This is a genomic window from Streptomyces sp. HUAS TT11, from assembly GCF_051553595.1.
GTDB lineage: Bacteria > Actinomycetota > Actinomycetes > Streptomycetales > Streptomycetaceae > Streptomyces.
On the sequence record NZ_CP196184.1, the window covers coordinates 5,148,548 to 5,166,442 of the forward strand.

Here is a 17,895-nt window from a genome sequence, read left to right on the forward strand (position 1 = left end):
GGGCGCCGTGCCTTGTGTGCTTCCCGTGCCCTTCGAAGCCCTCCTCCTCGGTCACCAGGCCTCCCCCGCTTCGGGAGGGATGCCCGAGGGGGCCGCCTCATGGGCCGTGGACAGCAGCTGGAGGCCGAGGCGCAGGCGGCGGCGGGCCTCCTCCTCCTCGATGTCGAGGTCGACCGCGGTCTGGCGGTAGTCCCGGCGCTGGAAGTAGGCCCGTTCGAGCGCCGCGCGCAGCGGTACCGGCATCGATGTCACGATGAAGTCCGCGCGCGCCGCGATGGAGGCCTGGCGCACCCGGCGCTCCAGGTCCTCCGGGGTGCCCTGCCCGCCCTGGGCCAGCGCGGCGGTCCCGGTGGCGTGCAGCCGCTGCACGGCGAGCCGGTGGGTCAGCATGGCGATCCAGGACCGCAAGGGGCCCTGCTTGGGGTCGTACGTCTCCGGGTGCTCCCAGACGTGGACGAACACCTCTCGCGTGATGCCGTCGGCCGCGTTCTCGTCCCCGAGCACGCGATGGGCGAGGCCGTGTACGAGCGAGGCGAACCGGTCGTAGCACTCACCGAGCGCTGCCGCTTCGCCCCGGGCGAGCCGCTGTTGCATCCTGCGGTCCCACCGGGGCGGTGCGTCCTTCTTCGCCATCCTGCCCCCTCGCCCCTGGTCGTGCCCGGTGCCCTGTTCCGATCCAGCCTCTGTGTTGCGCCACCTCGAATGTAGTCGGCACGTAGGACGACGCACGCCCCTTTGCGGCAATGTGCGCCCCTTGGCGAGCCGCAGGTGATAAGGGCTCCCGGGCGGGATAGGTGGTTCGAACGGCGTATACCCCGATGAGGGCCGGTCAGACGTGAGCGAATGCGATCGTTACCGATTGATTTGGCTCATCTACCACGCGCTTTCGATCGAAAGTTCGGTGTTTTATGGAGAGTCATCGGGGCAGCCGCGCCTGAAGGAAGCGTAGGAACTGCTTCCGTTTTCGATCGGGCTGCGGGCAGGCGGGAGGCATGGCGGTGACAGTCGAGGTGGCCTTCGGGGAGTACGGCGAGTGGGCCGTGCTCCAAGTGGCGGGCGAACTGGACCTGGTGACGTCACCGGTGCTGCGGCAGCGGGTGCACGACGCGGTGGCGGACGGTCGCCACCATGTCGTGCTGGACCTCTCCGACGTGGTCTTCTGCGACTCCAGCGGCGTCGGCGTGCTGATCGCCACCCGCCGGCTGATCCGCTCGTGCCAGGGCCGGCTCAGACTGATACTGCCCGGGCGCAGCGGCAAGGAGGGGTCCCACGTCGACCGGGTTCTCGCGGCCCTCGGTGTGCGTCGCCTCTTCGACGTGTACCCGGACGTCACCGCGGCCGTCGACGACGAGGCCGGCCCCCTGTCCGCGTAGTCGCGAGGACCCCCCGCCGGTCGACGGCGTGCCATGTGGTCCTGCCGACAGGTGCGGCAGGGCATGATCCATGGAAGGTCGCGGGACGGCCACGCTGTTGTCGCGGAATTCCTGCGGTCTTGGTACAAGCGTCGTTTTCCGTCTCCCCCGAAGCCCGCGACGACGTACGCTCCGTGCGAGACGCACCCCCGACATGTCACGTGAGGCGGCCCGAGAACACATGGTCAGCACCGAGTACGAGCGAAGGATCGCCGCCCGGTTCGCCACCTTCGACCAGGACGGCAACGGCTACATCGACCGCGCGGACTTCAACGCTGCGGCCAAGGCGGTCCTCAACGAGTTCGGCACCGCGGCCCGCTCCGAGCAGGGGCAGGCCCTGTACGCCGGGGGTGAGGCCTTCTGGCAGGGCATGGCCGGGATAGCGGACCGTGACGGTGACCAGCGCATCACGCGCGAGGAGTTCGTGGGGGGCGCGGTCAAGCGGCTGCGCGACAATCCCGACCGGTTCGCCGAGATCGCCCGTCCGTTCCTGCACGCGGCACTCGCCGTGGCGGACTACGACCGTGACGGTGCGGCCACGGTGGACGAGGCCGTGCGCGTCCTGAAGGCGCTCGGTGTCCACGAGGACATCGGCCGGACGGTCGCGGCGGCGCTGGACGCGGACGGCGACGGCAAGGTGGGCGAGGCCGAGGTCGTGGCCGCGTTCGCGCGCTACTTCACCGTTCCCGAGTAGCGTTCGCGCAGTTTGTACTTGAGCACCTTCCGCAGTGTGTCGTTGCGCGGGAGGGCGTCCACCAGCTCCAGCTGCTCCGGCAGCTTGTGCACGGACAGCCCTTCCGCGCGCAGGTACGAGACGATCGCCGGGAGGGTCAATCCCTCGGCGTCCGCGGCTGTTTCGACCACCGCGCAGACCCGTTCGCCGCGCTCCTCGTCGGGCAGCCCGATCACCGCGACGTCCTGGACCGCGGGATGCCGGTGCAGCAGGTCCTCGATCTCCTTGGCGGAGATGTTCTCGCCCTTGCGGATGATGACGTCCTTGAGGCGTCCGGTGAGGACCAGATGACCGCTGCCGGTGAGGCGGCCGAGGTCGCCCGTGACCAGGAATCCGTCCTCGTCGAAGGCCCGCGCCGTCTGGGCCGGGTCCAGATACCCCCGGCAGACGGCCTCTCCCCGCAGCCGCACCTCCCCGCCCACGATCCGTATCTCCATCCCCTCGGGCGGCCGTCCCTCCGTCGTCGCCAGGTTCTCCGCGGAGTCGTCCGGCGATCCCATCGTGATCATCGGCACCTCGGTCATGCCGTACCCGTGGGTGAGCTGCACCCCCATCTCCCGGACGACGGCGTGGTAGACCTCCGGGGGCTTCGGCGCCCCGCCCCCCGCCAGCAGCCGCAAGGACGGGATCACCTTGACCCCCGGCTGCCGGCGCTGCTCGGCGAGGAACATCGAGTAGAAGGCCGTCGATCCGCCGGCCACCGTCACCCCGTGCCTGCGGTAGTCCTCCAGGGCGTCCGGCAGGGCGAAATGCTCGATCATCACCGCGGGTAACCCGTACAACAGCAGCATCACCGTGTAGTCGGGGCCGGCGATATGGGCGTAGGGGAAGGCCATCGAGCCGACGTCGTCCCCGGACAGGTGCAGTGCGTGCGCGAGGCAGGAGCCGCCCGCGATCAGTGAACGGTCGGTGTGCAGCACGCCCTTGGGGTCGGAGGTCGTCCCCGAGGTCCAGTAGATCCACCGCGCCGAGGTGCCGTCGGCCGGCGGATCGGGCAGGGTGGACGGATCGCCGTCGGGCAGGTCGTCGCCCGAGTACGCCTCGAAGACCCCCTTCGCGCCGAGGCGGCGCGCCATCGCCGTGTGATCGAAGCCCCGCCAGGTGCCGGGGACCGCGAAGAACTCCGCCTTCGACTCCCGGAGCGCGAAACCGACCTCCCGGTCGCGGTAGAAGGGGATGACCGGGGTCTGCACCGCGCCCAGCCGGGCCAGCGCGAAGGTCAGCAGGGCGGTCTCGATCCGGGTGGGCAGTTGCCAGGCGACCACCGTCCCCGGACGTACGCCCATGCCGTACAGCCCCGCGGCCACCCGCTCGGCCCTTTCGCGCAGTTCGCCGAAGCTCAGGGAGCGGTCGCCCTGGAGGAGCGCGGGCCGCGCGGGGGTGAGATCGGCGCGCCGGGCGGCCAGTTCCCAGAGGGTCCGGGATCTGCTCAGCGCATGTGCGGTGTCGTTCACGGCGACCCCCTTGAGCTGACGCACAGTCAGATAGTGGGCAGAGCGTAGGCCTGGCCGCCTTGTCGGTCCAGGGGTGCGGGGCTAACCTGCCGAACAGACCGATCTGACGATTCGTCAGGTCATTGAGTCGGGCGGAGGGGCCCATGACCGAACTGCCTCGCATCATCAGTGTCGACGACCATGTGATCGAGCCCGCGCACCTCTTCGAGACCTGGCTGCCGACGAAGTACCGGGATCGCGGCCCCAAGCCGCTGACCGCCGGAATCGGGGAACTCGCCTACGTCGGCGGCAAGTACCGGATCACGATGGACCCGCAGGGGCCGCCGACCGACTGGTGGGTCTACGAGGACCTGAAGTTCCCGTACAAGCGCAACATCGCCGCCGTCGGCTTCGACCGCGACGAGATGACCCTGGAGGGCATCACCCGGAAGGAGATGCGGCGCGGCTGCTGGGACCCGGTGGAGCGGCTGAAGGACATGGACCTCAACCACGTCGAGGCCAGCCTCTGCTTTCCGACCTTCCCCCGCTTCTGCGGTCAGACCTTCGCCGAGGCGCACGACAAGGAGGTCGCCCTGGCCTGCGTGCGCGCGTACAACGACTGGATGGTCGAGGAGTGGTGCGGCGACAGCGGCGGCCGGCTGATCCCGCTGTGCCTCATCCCCCTGTGGGACGTCGACCTCGCGGTCGCCGAGATCAGGCGCAACGCCGCACGCGGGGTGAAGGCGGTCACCTTCTCCGAGATCCCCACCCATCTCGGCCTGCCGTCCATCCACTCGGGCCACTGGGACCTCTTCTTCGCCGTGTGCGAGGAGACCGGCACGGTCGTGAACATGCACATCGGGTCGTCCTCCCAGATGCCCGCCGCCTCCCCGGACGCCCCGCCCGCCGTACAGGCCTCGCTCTCGTTCAACAACGCGATGGCCTCGATGATGGACTTCCTGTTCAGCGGTGTGCTGGTGCGGTACCCGCGGCTCAAGCTCGCCTACTCCGAGGGGCAGATGGGCTGGATCCCCTACGCCCTGGAGCGCGCCGACGACGTCTGGCAGGAGCACCGTGCGTGGGGCGGCGTCCGCGACCTGATCCCCGAGCCGCCGTCGACGTACTACTACCGGCAGATCTTCTGCTGCTTCTTCCGCGACAAGCACGGCGTCGCCTCCCTCGACGTGGTCGGCCGTGACAACGCCACCTTCGAGACGGACTATCCGCACGTCGACTCGACCTTCCCGCACACCAAGGAGGTCGCGCTCGACCATGTGAAGGGGCTCGACGACGAGACCGTCCACAAGCTGATGCGCGGCAATGCGATCCGGATGCTCGCACTCGACCTGGACCGCTAGTGGATCTCGCCGACTCGCCCGAGGAGGAGGAGTTCCGGGCGCGGCTGCGCCGATGGCTGGCCGAGGTGCTGCCCACGCTCCCTCCGAGGCCGTCCCCCGCCGACTGGCCGGCGAGGCGCGCCTTCGACCTCGGCTGGCAGCGCATGCTGTACGACGCCGGGTACGCGGGTCTGCACTGGCCCGTGGACGCGGGCGGACGCGGGGCCGCCCCCGCCCAGCACCTGATCTTCCTGGAGGAGACCGAGAAGGCGGGCGCACCGTATGTGGGGGCCAACTTCGTGGGGCTGCTGCACGCCGGACCGACGATCGCAGCCGAGGGCACGCCCGGGCAGCGGGCGCGTTGGCTGCCGCCCGTGCTGCGCGGCGAGGAGATCTGGTGCCAGGGGTTCAGCGAGCCGGAAGCGGGTTCCGACCTGGCGTCGCTGCGCACGCGCGCGTGGCGGGACGGTGGGGCTTACGTGGTGAGCGGGTCGAAGATCTGGACCTCGCACGCGGAAGTCGCCGACTGGTGCGAACTGCTGGTCCGCACGGACCCGCGGGCGCCGGGCCACAAAGGCATCACCTGGCTGGCGATGCCGATGGACGCGCCGGGCGTCACCGTACGGCCGCTGCGGACGCTCGCCGGGTCGACCGAGTTCGCCGAGGTGTTCCTGGACGAGGTGCGGGTCCCGGTCGGCAACCGGATCGGTGCCGAGAACGACGGCTGGCGCGTGACCATGGTGACGCTGTCCTTCGAACGGGGTACGGCGTTCGCGGGCGATGTGGTGGCCTGCCGACGTGTCCTCGGCGAACTGGCCCGCGAGGCACATGGGAACGGCCGGTGGGACGACACGCCGCTGCGGCGGAGGCTCGGCCGGCTGAACGCGGAGTTCCGCGCACTGTGGCGGCTCACGCAGTGGAACGTGAGCGAGGCGCGGGGATCGGGCGGGGTGCCGGGCCTTGCGGGTTCGGTCTTCAAGCTCAGGTATTCGCACGCACGTCAGGAGCTCTACGACACCGCCGCCGAGGTGCTGGGCGCGGACTCCCTCGACGCCGGCCGCCCCTGGACCCTCGACCGGCTGTCGTCGCTCTCGTACACGATCGCGGCCGGCACCTCGCAGATCCAGCAGAACATCGTGGCCGAACGCATCCTCGGTCTGCCGAAGGGACGGTGACACACGCCATGTACTTCCAGCCGACCGACGATCAGCGGGCGCTGAAGGAGGGGACGCGTGCACTGCTCGCGGGCCGCTTCGGCCGGGACGCGCTGCGGGCCGCCGTCGACCGGCCCGGTGTGCTCGACCGCACGCTGTGGCGGGATCTGGGCGAGGCGGGCCTCTTCGCGCTGCGGCTGCCGGAGGCGGAGGGCGGGGTCGGCCTCGGGCTGCCGGAGGCGGTGCTGGTCTTCGAGGAGGCGGGGCGGGCTCTGCTGCCCGGTCCGTTGGTGGCCACGCATCTCGCGGCGGGACGCATGGCGGGCGCGGCGACCGGCGGGACGGTGGTGACGGCCGCCTTCGGCGGGTGCGTGGAGTGGCTGGCGGAGGCGGACGTCGTGGACGGTGAGGTGACCGGTGCCGTGCCGGTCGCCTCGGTGGACCCGCTGACCCCGTTGCACCGGCTGCCGCGGCCGGTGGGGCCCGCTGCCGGCGCCACGCCGGATCCGGTCGCCGTCCTGCTCACCGCCGCCGAACAACTCGGCGGCGCGGCCCGGGCCTGCGAGCTGGCGGCGGAACACGCGCGGACCCGGGAGCAGTTCGGGCAGCCGATCGGGGCCTTCCAAGCGGTCAAGCACCTGTGCGCACAGAGTCTGGTGCGCGTGGAGACGGCCCGCGCGGCGGTGTACGCGGCCGCCGTCACCGCCGACGCCGTCGACATCGCCGCTGCCAGAGTGCTCGCCGACGACGCCGCCGTCCGCGGTGCCCGCGACTGCCTCCAGGTGCACGGCGGCATGGGGTTCACCTGGGAGTCCGATGTCCACCTGCTGCTGAAGCGGGCCTGGGTGCGAACCCAGCGCTCAGGTCTGGACACGGAGAGTGATGAGCTCTTGGCCGTCGATCTGCTGTCCGGTGCCATGTGAGCGGCTGTGGGCAGGCATTCCGCCGAACCGGGTCTAGAAGATGTCGCGGATTGTGGCAATCCGGTGTCACTGAGCGTTGATACCGGGTTGTGTCCTACGCGTGACTTGTCACGGACTGGAGTCGGCGCGGTGCTCGGGTACCTTGTGTGGGATGCGAGCGGTTCCGAGTCCGAGCGAGCCCGGTGCGGCCTCTGTGGCGGCGCCGGATCCGGCGCTGCGTGCCGCCCGCGGGGCAGGGCGACCCGTCGTGCCTGCCTGTTCGACTCACCGTGGCGAGCGTCGCACAGTATGGCGCACGCGTACTCCTTCGCGCTGGAATATGCCCGAAGCGCTTGTTGGGGTGACTGTACGTCAACCATGCTGTCGTGCAAGGGAATCACGGTCCGTGATCCTGGTTCCTGCCATGCAGACGATGACCACGATCGTGGCCCTTGCGAGGCGCGAGGCGATGTGTCCGCCGGTTCGGATGGTGTGAGCGGTGCAGGTGCTTCAAGTGCAGCTGGAGATCCGGCCCGACCCCGCGGAAGTGGGGCGGGCTCGCCGGTGGACCCGCTCCCGGCTCGTGGGGTCGGGCATAGCGGCGGACGAGCCACTGGCCGAGACGCTGGTTCTGCTCGTCTCCGAACTCGTCACCAACGCCGTGGTGCACACCGGTTGCCCCGCCGTGCTGCGCCTGCTGCTGACGGGGGTGCGGGACGACTCCTGCGGTGCCGCGGCCGGCACGGTCCGTCTCGAGGTGACCGACGCCAGCGCCCGGCCGCCGGCTCCGCGGCATGCGACGGGCGACGAGACGGGCGGCCGCGGCCTGGAGCTCGTCGACGGCCTCGCGGACCGCTGGGGCTGGGATCCGGAGGGCGTGGGCAAGCGCATCTGGTGCGAGGTGGACCGCCGTGCGGCCGGGGTCGCGGGCAGGGCGGCGACGTACGAAGTGGGCAGGGTGCCCCAGGAGTTCGCCTACGGCGTGGTGTAGCCGAGAGGGCCCCGGAGGTGCGACGGGTGCGCACGCCTGTGCGTGCGGCCGCACGGGCTTCGGAGGGCCGGAGCGGGCCGACGTCGGGTGCGCCGGACCGTGCATCCGCACGCGCCGTCATAAATGGGGCATAGATGATGAATCGGCTGGCTGCTGTTGACGTCGCGTATTCGTTTGATCACGCTTATGGTCAGCGATTCGCCGTGAGGGGACGTCGAGGGCTCCGGTGACGGGGGTCCTCGACGAGCGCGGGTCGTGATTCGGCGTCGGCTCCTCACGGGGAGGACGGTCCGCGGGACCGTCCGGGGGCAGGGCGGGTACGCCGAGCCGGATGGCGGTGCGCGGTGCCGTGCTCGGGCGGGGTGAGGACGCCTCCGGCTCGGGTGTGGCCGGCCGGCGCGCCGCCACCCGGCCCTTCGCCATCCGGCCCTCCTTCGCGCGGACCCTGTCCCTAGAGGATCGCCACCGGCGCCACGGGAGTTCCCGTCGCGCCGACGAACGGTTCCGGCATCGCCGACAGCAGGAAGGTGTAGCGGCCCTCTTGTCCACAGGCTGTGGACAACTCTTCGAGATTCCAGTTCTGGCCCTGCAGCATGCCCATCTCCACCAGGTCCAGGGCGTGGACGGGCAGCCAGAGGTCCTCGATCTCGGGAGGAAAGATCTCGAAGGTGAGGGTGTCGTTCGCGACCGCCGCCACGTCGCGCGCGTGGAACCACTCCGGGGTCCGCACCGACAGCCCCGGCGACGGATACCCGTACCCGTGTGTGTCGCCCGCCAGATACGTCTGGATCTGCCCGGTCCGCACAAGCGCGATGTCGCCGGCCCGTACACGTGTACCGGCGAGTTCCTCGGCGGCGTCGAGGTCCTCCGGGGTCACGGCGTGCGCGCCGTCGAGCCGGTTCCGGCCGAGTGCTCGGGGCACGTCGAGCAGTACCCCGCGGGAGACGATGTGCCGCGGCTTGTCGATCCCGCCGAACGCGGCGCCGCCGTGCGGTGTGATCGTGCCGGCCGGTCGGCCGTTGTAGAGCTTTCCCGAGTGCGAGACGTGGGTGAGCGCGTCCCAGTGGGTGGCCGCCTGGAGCCCCATGGTCACCGCGTCGTCGCTGCACGCCACACCGCCGGGCCCGAAGATCTCCTGGTTGATCTGCACCATCACGTGCAGCGGATTGACCCGTCCGGGGATGAGGCCGGTCTGCACCCCGTCCTGCCGGAGGGGCAGGGCGAGTGGCACGCGCAGCCCGCTGCGCACGCAGGACGCGGCCCGCCGCACCACCTCGTCGGTGATGAGGTTCAGGGTCCCGATCTCGTCGTCGCCGCCCCAGCGCCCCCAGTTGTTCACGCGCTCGGCCATCTCGTGGAACTCGGCCGGCAGTGACATGAGTCCTCCCCGGGGCTTGTCTCCGAGTATCCGACGGGTCATAGAATCTAACGGGTCGTCAGAAACTGCGGGAAGGGGCCGGGCATGGGGAACTTCTTGGCAGGCAAGGTCGTCGCCGTGACGGGCGCGGGCCGCGGGATCGGACGGGCGGTGGCGCTGGCCGCGGCGGCGGAGGGCGCACGGGTGGTCGTCAACGACCACGGGGTGTCGGTGGAGGGCGCCTCCCCCACGAGCGAGGTGTCCGAGGCCGTCGTGCAGGAGATCGGTGCGGCGGGCGGCCAGGCCGTCGCGGTCGCCGACGACATCTCCACGATGGCGGGCGGTCAACGGGTGGTGGACGAGGCGCTCTCCTCGTACGGACACCTGGACGGGGTGGTGTGCGTGGCGGGCATCCTGCGCGAGCGGATGCTCTTCAACATGACCGAGGAGGAGTGGGACCCGGTCCTCGCGACCCACCTCAAAGGCACGTTCACGGTGTTCCGTGCGGCGTCGGCGGTGATGCGCGCACGGCGCTCCGGCACCCTGATCGGCTTCACGAGCGGCAACCACCAGGGTTCGGTCGCGCAGGCCAACTACAGCGCGGCGAAGGGCGGCATCATCTCGCTCGTCCGCAGTGCCGCGCTCGGACTGCACAAGTACGGGGTGACGGCGAACGCGGTGGCGCCGGTGGCACGCACACGGATGTCGGCGAACGTCCCCATGGAGCTGGCCGAGATCGGCGAGCCGGAGGACGTGGCGGCGCTCGTGGTGTACCTGCTGTCGGACCGCGCCCGGCAGGAACGCATCACCGGCCAGGTGTACACCGTCGCCGGCCCGAAGCTGGCGGTCTGGGCCCAGCCGAGGGAACTGAGGGCCGCGTACGCGGAGGGCTCCTGGACCCCGGAGCGGATCGCGCGGCACCTGCCGGGAACCGTCGGGACGGACCCGATGCCGCTGCTCCGGCAGCTGGAGGCGATGGAGGCGGCGGCACGGGACGGGGCGCGTCCCGACGCACAGGGCTGAGCCGTGGCCGCGGCGAGCCGACCGGGAGATGTCAGGACACCGATGTGAGGCGGCGACTGTGGAGTTCGGCCCCAACCCCGAGGACCAGGCCTTCCGCGGCGAGGCGAGGGCCTGGCTGCGCGACCATCCGCCCGCAGGGACCCGGCGCGACTGGGAGCGCACCCTCGGCGAGGCCGGCTGGATCGGACTCGGCTGGCCCGAGGGCGGTCACGGCAACCGCCGTGCCACGCTCACCCAGCAGGTCGCCTGGGCCGAGGAGTACGCCGCCTCGGGCGCGCCACCGCGCTCCGGGCACATCGGCGAGAACCTGCTCGCCCCCACCCTGATCGCCCATGGCAGCCCGGAGCAGAAGTCCCGCTTCCTGCCCCCCATAGCGCGTGGTGAGGAACTCTGGTGCCAGGGCTACAGCGAACCGGGCGCCGGCTCCGACCTCGCGGGGGTCCGCACCTCCGCCGTACGCGACACACCGGACACGTACCGGATCACGGGCCAGAAGATCTGGACCTCCCTGGCCCACGAGGCGGACTGGTGTTTCGTGCTGGTCCGCACCGACCCGGACTCGCACCGCCACCACGGCCTGACGTTCCTCCTCCTGCCGATGGACCAGCCGGGACGCGTCGAGGTCCGTCCCATCCGCCAGCTCACCGGGACCAGCGAGTTCAACGAGGTGTTCTTCGACGGTGCGAGCGCACGCGCCGAACACGTGGTGGGCGGCGAGGGCGACGGCTGGCGGGTCGCGATGAGCCTGCTGGGCTTCGAACGGGGTGTCTCCACCCTGGCCCAGCAGATCGGTTTCGCGCGGGAACTGGGCGACGTCGTACGGGCGGCGGTGGCGACGGGCGCCGCGAGCGACCCGGTCGTGCGCGACCGCCTCGTGGCGCAGTGGGCGGAACTGCGGGCCATGCGCTGGAACGCCCTGCGCACGCTGGGCGCCGCGGCGGACCCGGGTGCCCCGAGCGTCGCCAAGCTCCTGTGGGGCCGCTGGCACCAGCGGCTGGGTGAGCTGGCGATGCAGGTGCGGGGTGCCGCGGGGGCGGTGGGCCCCACCGACTGGTCGCCGGAGGCACCGTACGAACTGGAGCCGTTCCAGCACCTGTTCCTCTTCAGCCGGGCCGACACCGTCTACGGCGGCTCGGACCAGATCCAGCGCACGATCATCGCCGAGCGTGTGCTCGGCCTGCCGAAGGAACCCAGGGGATCGAAGGGCTGAGGAGTTGCGATGCCAGGCGCGATACGAGGTGTGCTCTTCGACGGCACACGGCCGCAGGTCGTCAGCGACCTGGAGGTGAGGGAGCCGGGACCCGGCGAGGTGCAGGTGGCGGTCTCGGCGGCGGGACTGTGCCACAGCGATCTGTCCGTGGTGGACGGGACCATTCCGTTTCCCTGCCCCGTGGTGCTCGGCCATGAGGGCGCGGGCGTCGTCGAGGCGGTCGGCGAGGGCGTCACCCATGTCCGACCCGGCGACCATGTGTCGTTGTCGACCCTGGCGAACTGCGGGGCGTGCGCCGAGTGCGACCGTGGCCGGCCGACGATGTGCCGGCAGGCGATCGGACGACCGGGGCAGCCGTTCACGCGGGCGGGTCGGCCGGTCTACCAGTTCGCGTCCAACTCCGCCTTCGCCGAACGCACGGTGGTCAAGGCGGTGCAGGCCGTCCGCATCCCGAAGGACATCCCGCTGCCGTCGGCGGCGCTGATCGGATGCGGCGTGCTGACCGGGGTGGGCGCCGTGCTGAACCGGGCCCGGGTGGGCCAGGGCGAGACCGTTCTGGTCATCGGGGCCGGCGGGATCGGCCTCAACGTCCTCCAGGGAGCCCGGATCGCGGGCGCGTCGAGGATCGTGGCGGTGGACGCCAACCCGGACAAGGAGCCGACGGCCCGCCGGTTCGGCGCCACCGAGTTCCTCGGCTCCGTCGACGAGGTGAGGGACGTGCTTCCCACCGGCGCCGACCACGCCTTCGAATGCGTGGGCCGGGTCGAGTTGATCCGGGCGGCGATCGACTCCCTGGACCGCCACGGCCAGGCGATCCTCCTGGGGGTGCCCCCGGCGACGGCCGAAGCCACGTTCCTGGTGTCGTCGATGTACCTGGACAAGTCCATCCTCGGCTGCCGCTACGGCTCCTCCCGCCCCCAGCGGGACATCGCCCTCTACGCCCGGCTCTACCGTGAAGGACGCCTGCTCCTGGACGAGTTGGTGACGGCCACGTACCCGGTGGAGGACTACGGGAAGGCGGCGGCGGACGCGCACGCCGGGAGGGTCGCGAGGGCCGTGCTGACCTTCTGAGCGGCTCCCGGCGGCCGTCGCGGGGGCTTGTCCACAGGCGCGGGGAAATCCCGTGGCCGCTGTCGGTGCCGTCCCCTACCTTCGAACCCCATGACGTACCGAGACGTGGCCTCCCGAGGGGTCCTGACCTGGGCCGTGGTGGCCGTCGGCGCCCGTGTGCCGGTCGCCATGGCCCCGCTCGCCCTGGTCTTCCTCGCCCGTGAGCGGCCCGGCGGTTACACCCTGGGCGCCACCCTGGCCGCCGCGTACGTCATCGGTGAGATCGTCGGTGCCCCGCTCCTCGGGATGCGCATGCCCCCGGACCGTGCCCGCTCCCATCTGGCCGTGGGCCTCGCGGTGGGGGCGGGCGGTTTCGCGGGCCTCGGCGCGTTCCCGGACGCGCCCGTGGCGGTCCTCGCGGTGCTGGCGTTCCTCGCGGGCGGCGCCCCGGCAGCGGCCCCCGGCGGCCTGCGCTCGCTGCTCACGGCCCTCGTCCCCGGGCGCGCCGTCGCGCAGGCCCTGTCCGCCGAGTCGATGCTGATGTCCGGCATCTGGGCGGTGTCCCCGGCCGCGGTCACCGGTCTCGCTCTCGCAGCGGCGCCCCGGGTGCCGCTGCTCCTGGCGGCGGCCCTGATGGCCGCCTCGGTCGCCGGACTGTGGCTGCTGCCGTCCGGCTGGGACGCGGACACCGAGGAGCGGGGCGGCATGTCGATGTCCCGACTGATCACCCGGGCCTGGCCGGTGTACGTGACGGGCGCGGCCAGTCTGTCCCTGCTCCCCCTCGCCGAACTGGTCCTTCCCGCCCTGCTCGAACAGCGCGGTGTGTCCGTCGGCTGGGCGGGCCCGCTGCTGACGGGGCTCGCGCTGGGCTCGGCGGTGGGCGCGTTCGTGTACGGGCTGCGCTCCTGGCCGGGCGGGACGCGCGCCCGGAGCGTGGTGCTGATGTGCGGCCTCTCGATGTGCCTGACGCTGGCCGCGCTGGCGCCGAACACCGCCTGGACAGCCGTGGCACTCGTCCTGGGCGGTGCGCTCCAGGCGGGCGCGCAGGTCACGCGGAATCTCGCCCTGCGCGAGATCCTCCCGCCCGGCGCGCTGGCCGCGGGCTACTCGGTGATGTACGCGGCCGTGGGCGCCGGCTACGCGGCCACGGGCTCCCTCGCCGGCGCCCTGCTCCACTTCGTCGCGCCCTCGACCGCGATCGTGGCGGGCGTCGCCCTGACCCTCGCGCTCACGGCGCTGGGCGCCTGGGGCGAGGGCCGGCGGCGCCCCTCCGCATCCCTCGCCGGCTCATCCCTCGCCGAGGGCGAGGGGGGTGCGGCGTCCACCGCCGGTGCGGGCGGTGGGACGGTCGTCCGGGTCCGCGACACCCGTGCGGAACGTCCGCCGATACGCCGTGGGGGTGACCCCGAGCGCCGCCTGTAGGTGCTGGCGCATCGACTGGGCCGTGCCGAACCCGGCGTCCCGCGCCACCAGATCGACCGGCAGATCGGTCGACTCCAGCAGTTGCCGGGCGCGTTCGACGCGCTGCCGGGTGAGCCACTGGCCGGGGCTGACGCCGACCTCCTCGCGGAAGCGGCGCGTGAAGGTGCGCACCGACATGGACTCCTGCTCCGCCATGTCGCGCAGCTGGATGGGCTCGTGGAGGCGGTCGAGCGCCCAGGCGCGGGCGGCGGTCGTGGTGGCCAGCTGCGGTTCCGGCAGCGGGCGGTGGATGTACTGCGCCTGGCCGCCGTCGCGATGGGGCGGTACGACCGTGCGGCGGGCCACCTCGTTGGCGACGGCGGTGCCGTGGTCACGGCGCACCATGTGCAGGCACAGGTCGATGCCGGCCGCGACACCGGCCGAGGTCAGGACGTCGCCGTCGTCGATGAACAGCACGTCGGCGTCGACCTTGATCCGCGGGAAGAGCCGCTGGAGGTGCTCGGCTTCGGCCCAGTGCGTGGTGGCGGGGCGGCCGTCGAGCCGACCGGCGGCCGCGAGGACGTAGACGCCGGTGCAGATGGAGGCGAGCCGGGTGCCCGGCCGGATGTACGCGAGCGCCGCGGCCAGCTCCTCGGTGAGCACGCCCTTCTCGAAGACGGGACCGAGTTCGTAGGACGCCGGGATGACGACGGTGTCCGCGGTGGCCAGCGCCTGCGGGCCGTTGCCGACGTGGATGGCGAAGTCGGCGTCGGTCTCGACCGGACCCGGTGGCCGGACGGAGCAGGTGACGACCTCGTACAGATGCCGCCCCTCGGCGTCCTTGGGGCGTCCGAAGATCCGGTGCGGGATGCCCAGTTCGAAGGGCAGCAGCCCGTCGAGGGCGAGGACGACGACGCGGTGCGGCCGGAACACTGGCTCACGGGTCATGGCTCGATCGTAGCGAATACTGTCCCTCGGGCCACTCGATCGGCTCGATCCGCTGCCGGATCCTGTATGTCGTGACCCAGACAACCGAAGCCGCAGTCACCGAGGACGCCCGGACCGACAAGAAGCCGTCCCGCGTCCACCGGGCATGGTTCGTCGCGGCGGTCACCTTCGTGACGATCATCGGCGCCGCCGCCTTCCGTTCGCTGCCCGGACTGCTGATCGATCCGTTGCACCAGGAGTTCGGCTGGTCGCGAGGGACCATCGGCGCCGCGGTCTCCGTCAATCTGGCGCTGTACGGGCTGACCGCGCCGTTCGCCGCGGCCCTCATGGACCGCTTCGGCATCCGCCGGATCGTGGCCGTGGCCCTCGCGGTCATCGCGCTCGGCTCGGGCACGACCGTGTGGATGTCGGCGGCCTGGCAGCTCATGCTCTGCTGGGGCCTGCTGGTCGGCCTGGGCACGGGCTCCATGGCGCTGGCCTTCGCGGCGACGGTCACCAACCGATGGTTCACCGAGCGGCGCGGTCTGGTGAGCGGGATCCTCACCGCCGCCTCCGCCTCCGGACAGCTGATCTTCCTTCCCGTGCTGTCCTGGATGGTGGAGAGCCGCGGCTGGCGTCCCGCCGCGGTGACGGTCTCCCTCGCCGCCCTCGCGGTCATCCCCTTCGTCTGGCTGCTGCTGCGCGACCACCCCGCCGACGTGGGCCTGAAGCCCTACGGCGCGAAGGAGTTCGTGCCGCGTCCCGAACCGGCGCGCGGGGCCGCCCGCCGCGCCGTCACGGTGCTCCTCTCGGCGGTGCGCACGGGTCCGTTCTGGCTGCTGGCCGGCACCTTCGCGATCTGCGGGGCCTCCACGAACGGCCTGATCCAGACCCACTTCGTCCCGGCGGCGCACGACCACGGCATGCCCATCACGGCGGCGGCCTCCCTCCTCGCGGTCATCGGCGTCTTCGACGTACTGGGCACGGTCGCCTCGGGCTGGTTCACGGACCGCTACGAACCGCGTCGTCTGCTCGCGGTGTACTACGCCCTGCGCGGCATCTCGCTGCTCTTCCTGCCGATGCTCCTGGCCCCTACGGTCCGCCCGCCGATGATCTTCTTCATCGTCTTCTACGGCCTGGACTGGGTCGCCACGGTCCCGCCCACCCTCGCGCTGTGCCGGGAGCAGTACGGCGAGGACAGCGCCATCGTCTTCGGCTGGGTCCTCGCCTCGCACCAGGTCGGCGCGGCCCTGGTCGCCTTCCTCGGCGGCGTCGCACGGGATGCGTTCGGGTCCTACGACGTGGTCTGGTACGCCTCGGGCGCGCTGTGTGCGGCGGCGGCCCTGATGGCGCTGGTGATCCGGCGGCGCCCGGCGGTGATGCCCGCGCTCGCGTGAACGGAGCGGCGGAGTGCACCTGTCCGCTAGCCGAAGCGGCCCCGGTGGAACAGCAGCGGCCGTTCCCCGCCGCCCTCCGTTCCGAGAGCCCGTACCCGGCCCACCACGATCAGATGGTCGCCGCCGGTGTGCACGGCGTGGATCGCGCAGTCGATCCACGCCGTCGCGCCCGTCAGGCGGGGGGCGCCGGAGAACGGTGCCGGTTCGTGGTCGACGCCGGCGAACTTGTCCCCGCCGCTGACCGCGAATCCGCGGCACAACGCGCCCTGGTGGCTCGCGAGTACGTTCACGCAGAAGGCCCCGGCACGGGCGATCCGCGGCCAGGTGGTGGAGGCCCGGCCCACCATGAACACCACCAGCGGCGGGTCGAGCGAGAGCGAGGAGAAGGACTGGCAGGCGAAGCCCGCGGGCGCCGTCCCGCCGTCCGCCGCGGGCGCGGTGATCACCGTGACGCCGGTGGCGAAGTTCCCGAGGACGCGCCGGAACTCGCCCGGGTCGACCGGCGCCCTCTCGTCCTCTCCGACGCACCGCAACTCGGGCCTGGGCAGGGCTTCGACGGGTCCCACGGCCGTGCGCGTCCCGACCGACCTGAGGTAACGGACGGCGGTGGCCGCCATCCCTGCGTGTCCCATCACGCCACCCATTAGAACTGACGGAGCGTCAGATGGAAAGGGCCGCGGGGAGCCGCGGATCCCGAGCGGCAGACCGCTGCCCGCCGGGGTCCGTCGGCCGTTCCACCGTCATCGGCCCTCGAACGCGGCGCCGCGCCGCTCCACGAAGCTCGCGACCCCTTCCCGCGCATCCGACGTCGTCATATTGATCTCCTGGGCGGCGGCCTCGGCGGCGAAGGCGGTGGCGCGGTCCGTCTCCAGTGAGGCGTTGACCAGCTGCTTGGTGAGCGCGAGGGCGCGGGTGGGACCGGCGGCCAGGCGTTCGGCCCATGCCCGGGCGGTCTTCTCCAGGGCGTCGGCCGGTACGACGCGGTTGACGAGCCCGAGTCGCTCCGCCTCCGATGCCGTCAGGGCGTCGCCGAAGAACATGAGCTCCTTCGCACGCTGCGGCCCGACGAGCCGCGGCAGCAGATACGCTCCTCCGCCGTCCGGGACCAGGCCGCGGCGCACGAACACCTCGATGAACCGGGCTGATTCGGCGGCCAGGACAAGATCGCACGCGAGGGCGAGATGCGCACCGAGACCCGCGGCGGTGCCGTTCACGGCGGCGATCACCGGCTTCTCGCAGTCGAGCACCGCGGCGATCAGGCGCTGGGCGCCCCCGCGGACGGTGCGGGCCACGTCACCGGGGATCCGCTCACCTTCCGCCGCTCTGCCGCGCAGGTCCGCGCCCGCGCAGAAGCCGCGGCCCGTGCCGGTGAGGACCACGGCGCGCACGTCCGGGTCGGCGGAGGCGTCGAGAAACCCCCGGATCAGGTCCTCGCGCAGGTCGGGGGTGATGGCGTTGAGGGCGTCGGGACGATTGAGGGTGAGCCGGCGGACGTGCGCGTCCGTGCCGCGCAGCACCCATGACTCGACGGGCTCTTCCGGGGAGGGCGTCATGACGTTCCGTTTCGT

The 17,895-nt window shown here is 71.9% G+C and carries 16 protein-coding genes; 10 read left to right on the forward strand and 6 right to left on the reverse strand.

Translation table 11 applies throughout. From position 1 onward, the window contains the following. Positions 1–51: 51 nt before the first annotated feature. Positions 52–633 (reverse strand): sigma factor, encoded by a 582-nt coding sequence (locus tag ACSHXN_RS23090; RefSeq protein ID WP_355131949.1) that lies wholly within the window; start codon positions 631–633, stop codon positions 52–54. Positions 634–992: 359 nt separating this feature from the next. Between ACSHXN_RS23090 and ACSHXN_RS23095 the strand changes: the two genes are divergently transcribed. Together ACSHXN_RS23095 and ACSHXN_RS23100 are read left to right on the forward strand one after the other, a co-directional pair. Beyond that, positions 993–1,373 carry an STAS domain-containing protein gene (locus ACSHXN_RS23095; RefSeq protein WP_355131948.1) on the forward strand — a complete coding sequence of 127 codons (381 nt, stop codon included), beginning with the start codon at positions 993–995 and terminating at the stop codon, positions 1,371–1,373. Positions 1,374–1,593: 220 nt separating this feature from the next. Beyond that, the gene (locus ACSHXN_RS23100) at positions 1,594–2,106 is read left to right on the forward strand and encodes an EF-hand domain-containing protein (RefSeq protein ID WP_355131947.1); all 513 of its coding nucleotides are present in this window, start codon (positions 1,594–1,596) and stop codon (positions 2,104–2,106) included. On the opposite strand, the gene ACSHXN_RS23105 is transcribed toward ACSHXN_RS23100, so the two are convergent. Further along, positions 2,085–3,599 (reverse strand): class I adenylate-forming enzyme family protein, encoded by a 1,515-nt coding sequence (locus ACSHXN_RS23105; RefSeq protein ID WP_438303620.1) that lies wholly within the window; start codon positions 3,597–3,599, stop codon positions 2,085–2,087. The two genes, ACSHXN_RS23100 and ACSHXN_RS23105, sit on opposite strands and share 22 nt — an antisense overlap. A 143-nt stretch (positions 3,600–3,742) precedes the next feature. Between ACSHXN_RS23105 and ACSHXN_RS23110 the strand changes: the two genes are divergently transcribed. From ACSHXN_RS23110 to ACSHXN_RS23125, 4 genes are all read left to right on the forward strand, one after another. Then, on the forward strand, positions 3,743–4,936 hold the full coding sequence (locus ACSHXN_RS23110; protein ID WP_438303621.1) for an amidohydrolase family protein: 1,194 nt from the start codon (positions 3,743–3,745) through the stop codon (positions 4,934–4,936). After that, positions 4,936–6,090, forward strand: a complete 1,155-nt coding sequence (locus ACSHXN_RS23115; RefSeq protein WP_438303622.1) for an acyl-CoA dehydrogenase — start codon at positions 4,936–4,938, stop codon at positions 6,088–6,090. The genes ACSHXN_RS23110 and ACSHXN_RS23115 overlap by 1 nt, the downstream gene beginning before the upstream one ends. Before the next feature lie 8 nt (positions 6,091–6,098). After that, positions 6,099–6,992, forward strand: a complete 894-nt coding sequence (locus tag ACSHXN_RS23120; protein ID WP_438303623.1) for an acyl-CoA dehydrogenase family protein — start codon at positions 6,099–6,101, stop codon at positions 6,990–6,992. A 478-nt stretch (positions 6,993–7,470) separates the two neighbouring features. Next, positions 7,471–7,962, forward strand: a complete 492-nt coding sequence (locus ACSHXN_RS23125; RefSeq protein WP_355131942.1) for an ATP-binding protein — start codon at positions 7,471–7,473, stop codon at positions 7,960–7,962. A gap of 451 nt (positions 7,963–8,413) precedes the next feature. Here ACSHXN_RS23125 and ACSHXN_RS23130 read toward each other — a convergent pair whose 3' ends face one another. Continuing rightward, positions 8,414–9,340 (reverse strand): cyclase family protein, encoded by a 927-nt coding sequence (locus ACSHXN_RS23130; RefSeq protein WP_438303624.1) that lies wholly within the window; start codon positions 9,338–9,340, stop codon positions 8,414–8,416. 84 nt (positions 9,341–9,424) lie between these two features. Between ACSHXN_RS23130 and ACSHXN_RS23135 the strand changes: the two genes are divergently transcribed. Genes ACSHXN_RS23135 through ACSHXN_RS23145 form a run of 3 tightly spaced genes read left to right on the forward strand, consistent with a single transcriptional unit; the run spans position 9,425 to position 12,623 of the window. Then, complete coding sequence (locus ACSHXN_RS23135) at positions 9,425–10,342, forward strand: SDR family NAD(P)-dependent oxidoreductase (RefSeq protein ID WP_438303626.1); 918 nt, start codon at positions 9,425–9,427, stop codon at positions 10,340–10,342. Positions 10,343–10,370: 28 nt separating this feature from the next. Continuing rightward, positions 10,371–11,552 (forward strand): acyl-CoA dehydrogenase family protein, encoded by a 1,182-nt coding sequence (locus ACSHXN_RS23140; RefSeq protein WP_438303627.1) that lies wholly within the window; start codon positions 10,371–10,373, stop codon positions 11,550–11,552. Positions 11,553–11,573: 21 nt separating this feature from the next. Then, on the forward strand, positions 11,574–12,623 hold the full coding sequence (locus tag ACSHXN_RS23145) for a Zn-dependent alcohol dehydrogenase (protein ID WP_355132081.1): 1,050 nt from the start codon (positions 11,574–11,576) through the stop codon (positions 12,621–12,623). A gap of 1,266 nt (positions 12,624–13,889) precedes the next feature. Here ACSHXN_RS23145 and ACSHXN_RS23150 read toward each other — a convergent pair. Beyond that, the gene (locus tag ACSHXN_RS23150) at positions 13,890–14,951 is read right to left on the reverse strand and encodes a GlxA family transcriptional regulator (protein WP_355131938.1); all 1,062 of its coding nucleotides are present in this window, start codon (positions 14,949–14,951) and stop codon (positions 13,890–13,892) included. Between the two features lie 71 nt (positions 14,952–15,022). Between ACSHXN_RS23150 and ACSHXN_RS23155 the strand changes: the two genes are divergently transcribed. Next, complete coding sequence (locus ACSHXN_RS23155) at positions 15,023–16,327, forward strand: MFS transporter (protein ID WP_355131937.1); 1,305 nt, start codon at positions 15,023–15,025, stop codon at positions 16,325–16,327. A 26-nt stretch (positions 16,328–16,353) separates the two neighbouring features. On the opposite strand, the gene ACSHXN_RS23160 is transcribed toward ACSHXN_RS23155, so the two are convergent. Together ACSHXN_RS23160 and ACSHXN_RS23165 are read right to left on the reverse strand one after the other, a co-directional pair. Then, on the reverse strand, positions 16,354–16,959 hold the full coding sequence (locus tag ACSHXN_RS23160; RefSeq protein WP_355132080.1) for a flavin reductase family protein: 606 nt from the start codon (positions 16,957–16,959) through the stop codon (positions 16,354–16,356). A 108-nt stretch (positions 16,960–17,067) separates the two neighbouring features. Beyond that, entirely contained in the window at positions 17,068–17,880 is an 813-nt protein-coding gene (locus ACSHXN_RS23165) for an enoyl-CoA hydratase/isomerase family protein (protein WP_356108462.1), read from the reverse strand. Positions 17,881–17,895 lie beyond the last annotated feature (15 nt).

Coding starts and splice junctions, on each gene's coding strand:
- ACSHXN_RS23090 (WP_355131949.1), bottom strand. CDS start 633: ATGGCGAAGAAGGACGCACCGCCCCGGTGGGACCGCAGGATGCAACAG.
- ACSHXN_RS23095 (WP_355131948.1), top strand. CDS start 993: ATGGCGGTGACAGTCGAGGTGGCCTTCGGGGAGTACGGCGAGTGGGCC.
- ACSHXN_RS23100 (WP_355131947.1), top strand. CDS start 1,594: ATGGTCAGCACCGAGTACGAGCGAAGGATCGCCGCCCGGTTCGCCACC.
- ACSHXN_RS23110 (WP_438303621.1), top strand. CDS start 3,743: ATGACCGAACTGCCTCGCATCATCAGTGTCGACGACCATGTGATCGAG.
- ACSHXN_RS23120 (WP_438303623.1), top strand. CDS start 6,099: ATGTACTTCCAGCCGACCGACGATCAGCGGGCGCTGAAGGAGGGGACG.
- ACSHXN_RS23130 (WP_438303624.1), bottom strand. CDS start 9,340: ATGTCACTGCCGGCCGAGTTCCACGAGATGGCCGAGCGCGTGAACAAC.
- ACSHXN_RS23135 (WP_438303626.1), top strand. CDS start 9,425: ATGGGGAACTTCTTGGCAGGCAAGGTCGTCGCCGTGACGGGCGCGGGC.
- ACSHXN_RS23140 (WP_438303627.1), top strand. CDS start 10,371: ATGTCAGGACACCGATGTGAGGCGGCGACTGTGGAGTTCGGCCCCAAC.
- ACSHXN_RS23150 (WP_355131938.1), bottom strand. CDS start 14,951: ATGACCCGTGAGCCAGTGTTCCGGCCGCACCGCGTCGTCGTCCTCGCC.
- ACSHXN_RS23160 (WP_355132080.1), bottom strand. CDS start 16,959: ATGGGACACGCAGGGATGGCGGCCACCGCCGTCCGTTACCTCAGGTCG.
- ACSHXN_RS23165 (WP_356108462.1), bottom strand. CDS start 17,880: ATGACGCCCTCCCCGGAAGAGCCCGTCGAGTCATGGGTGCTGCGCGGC.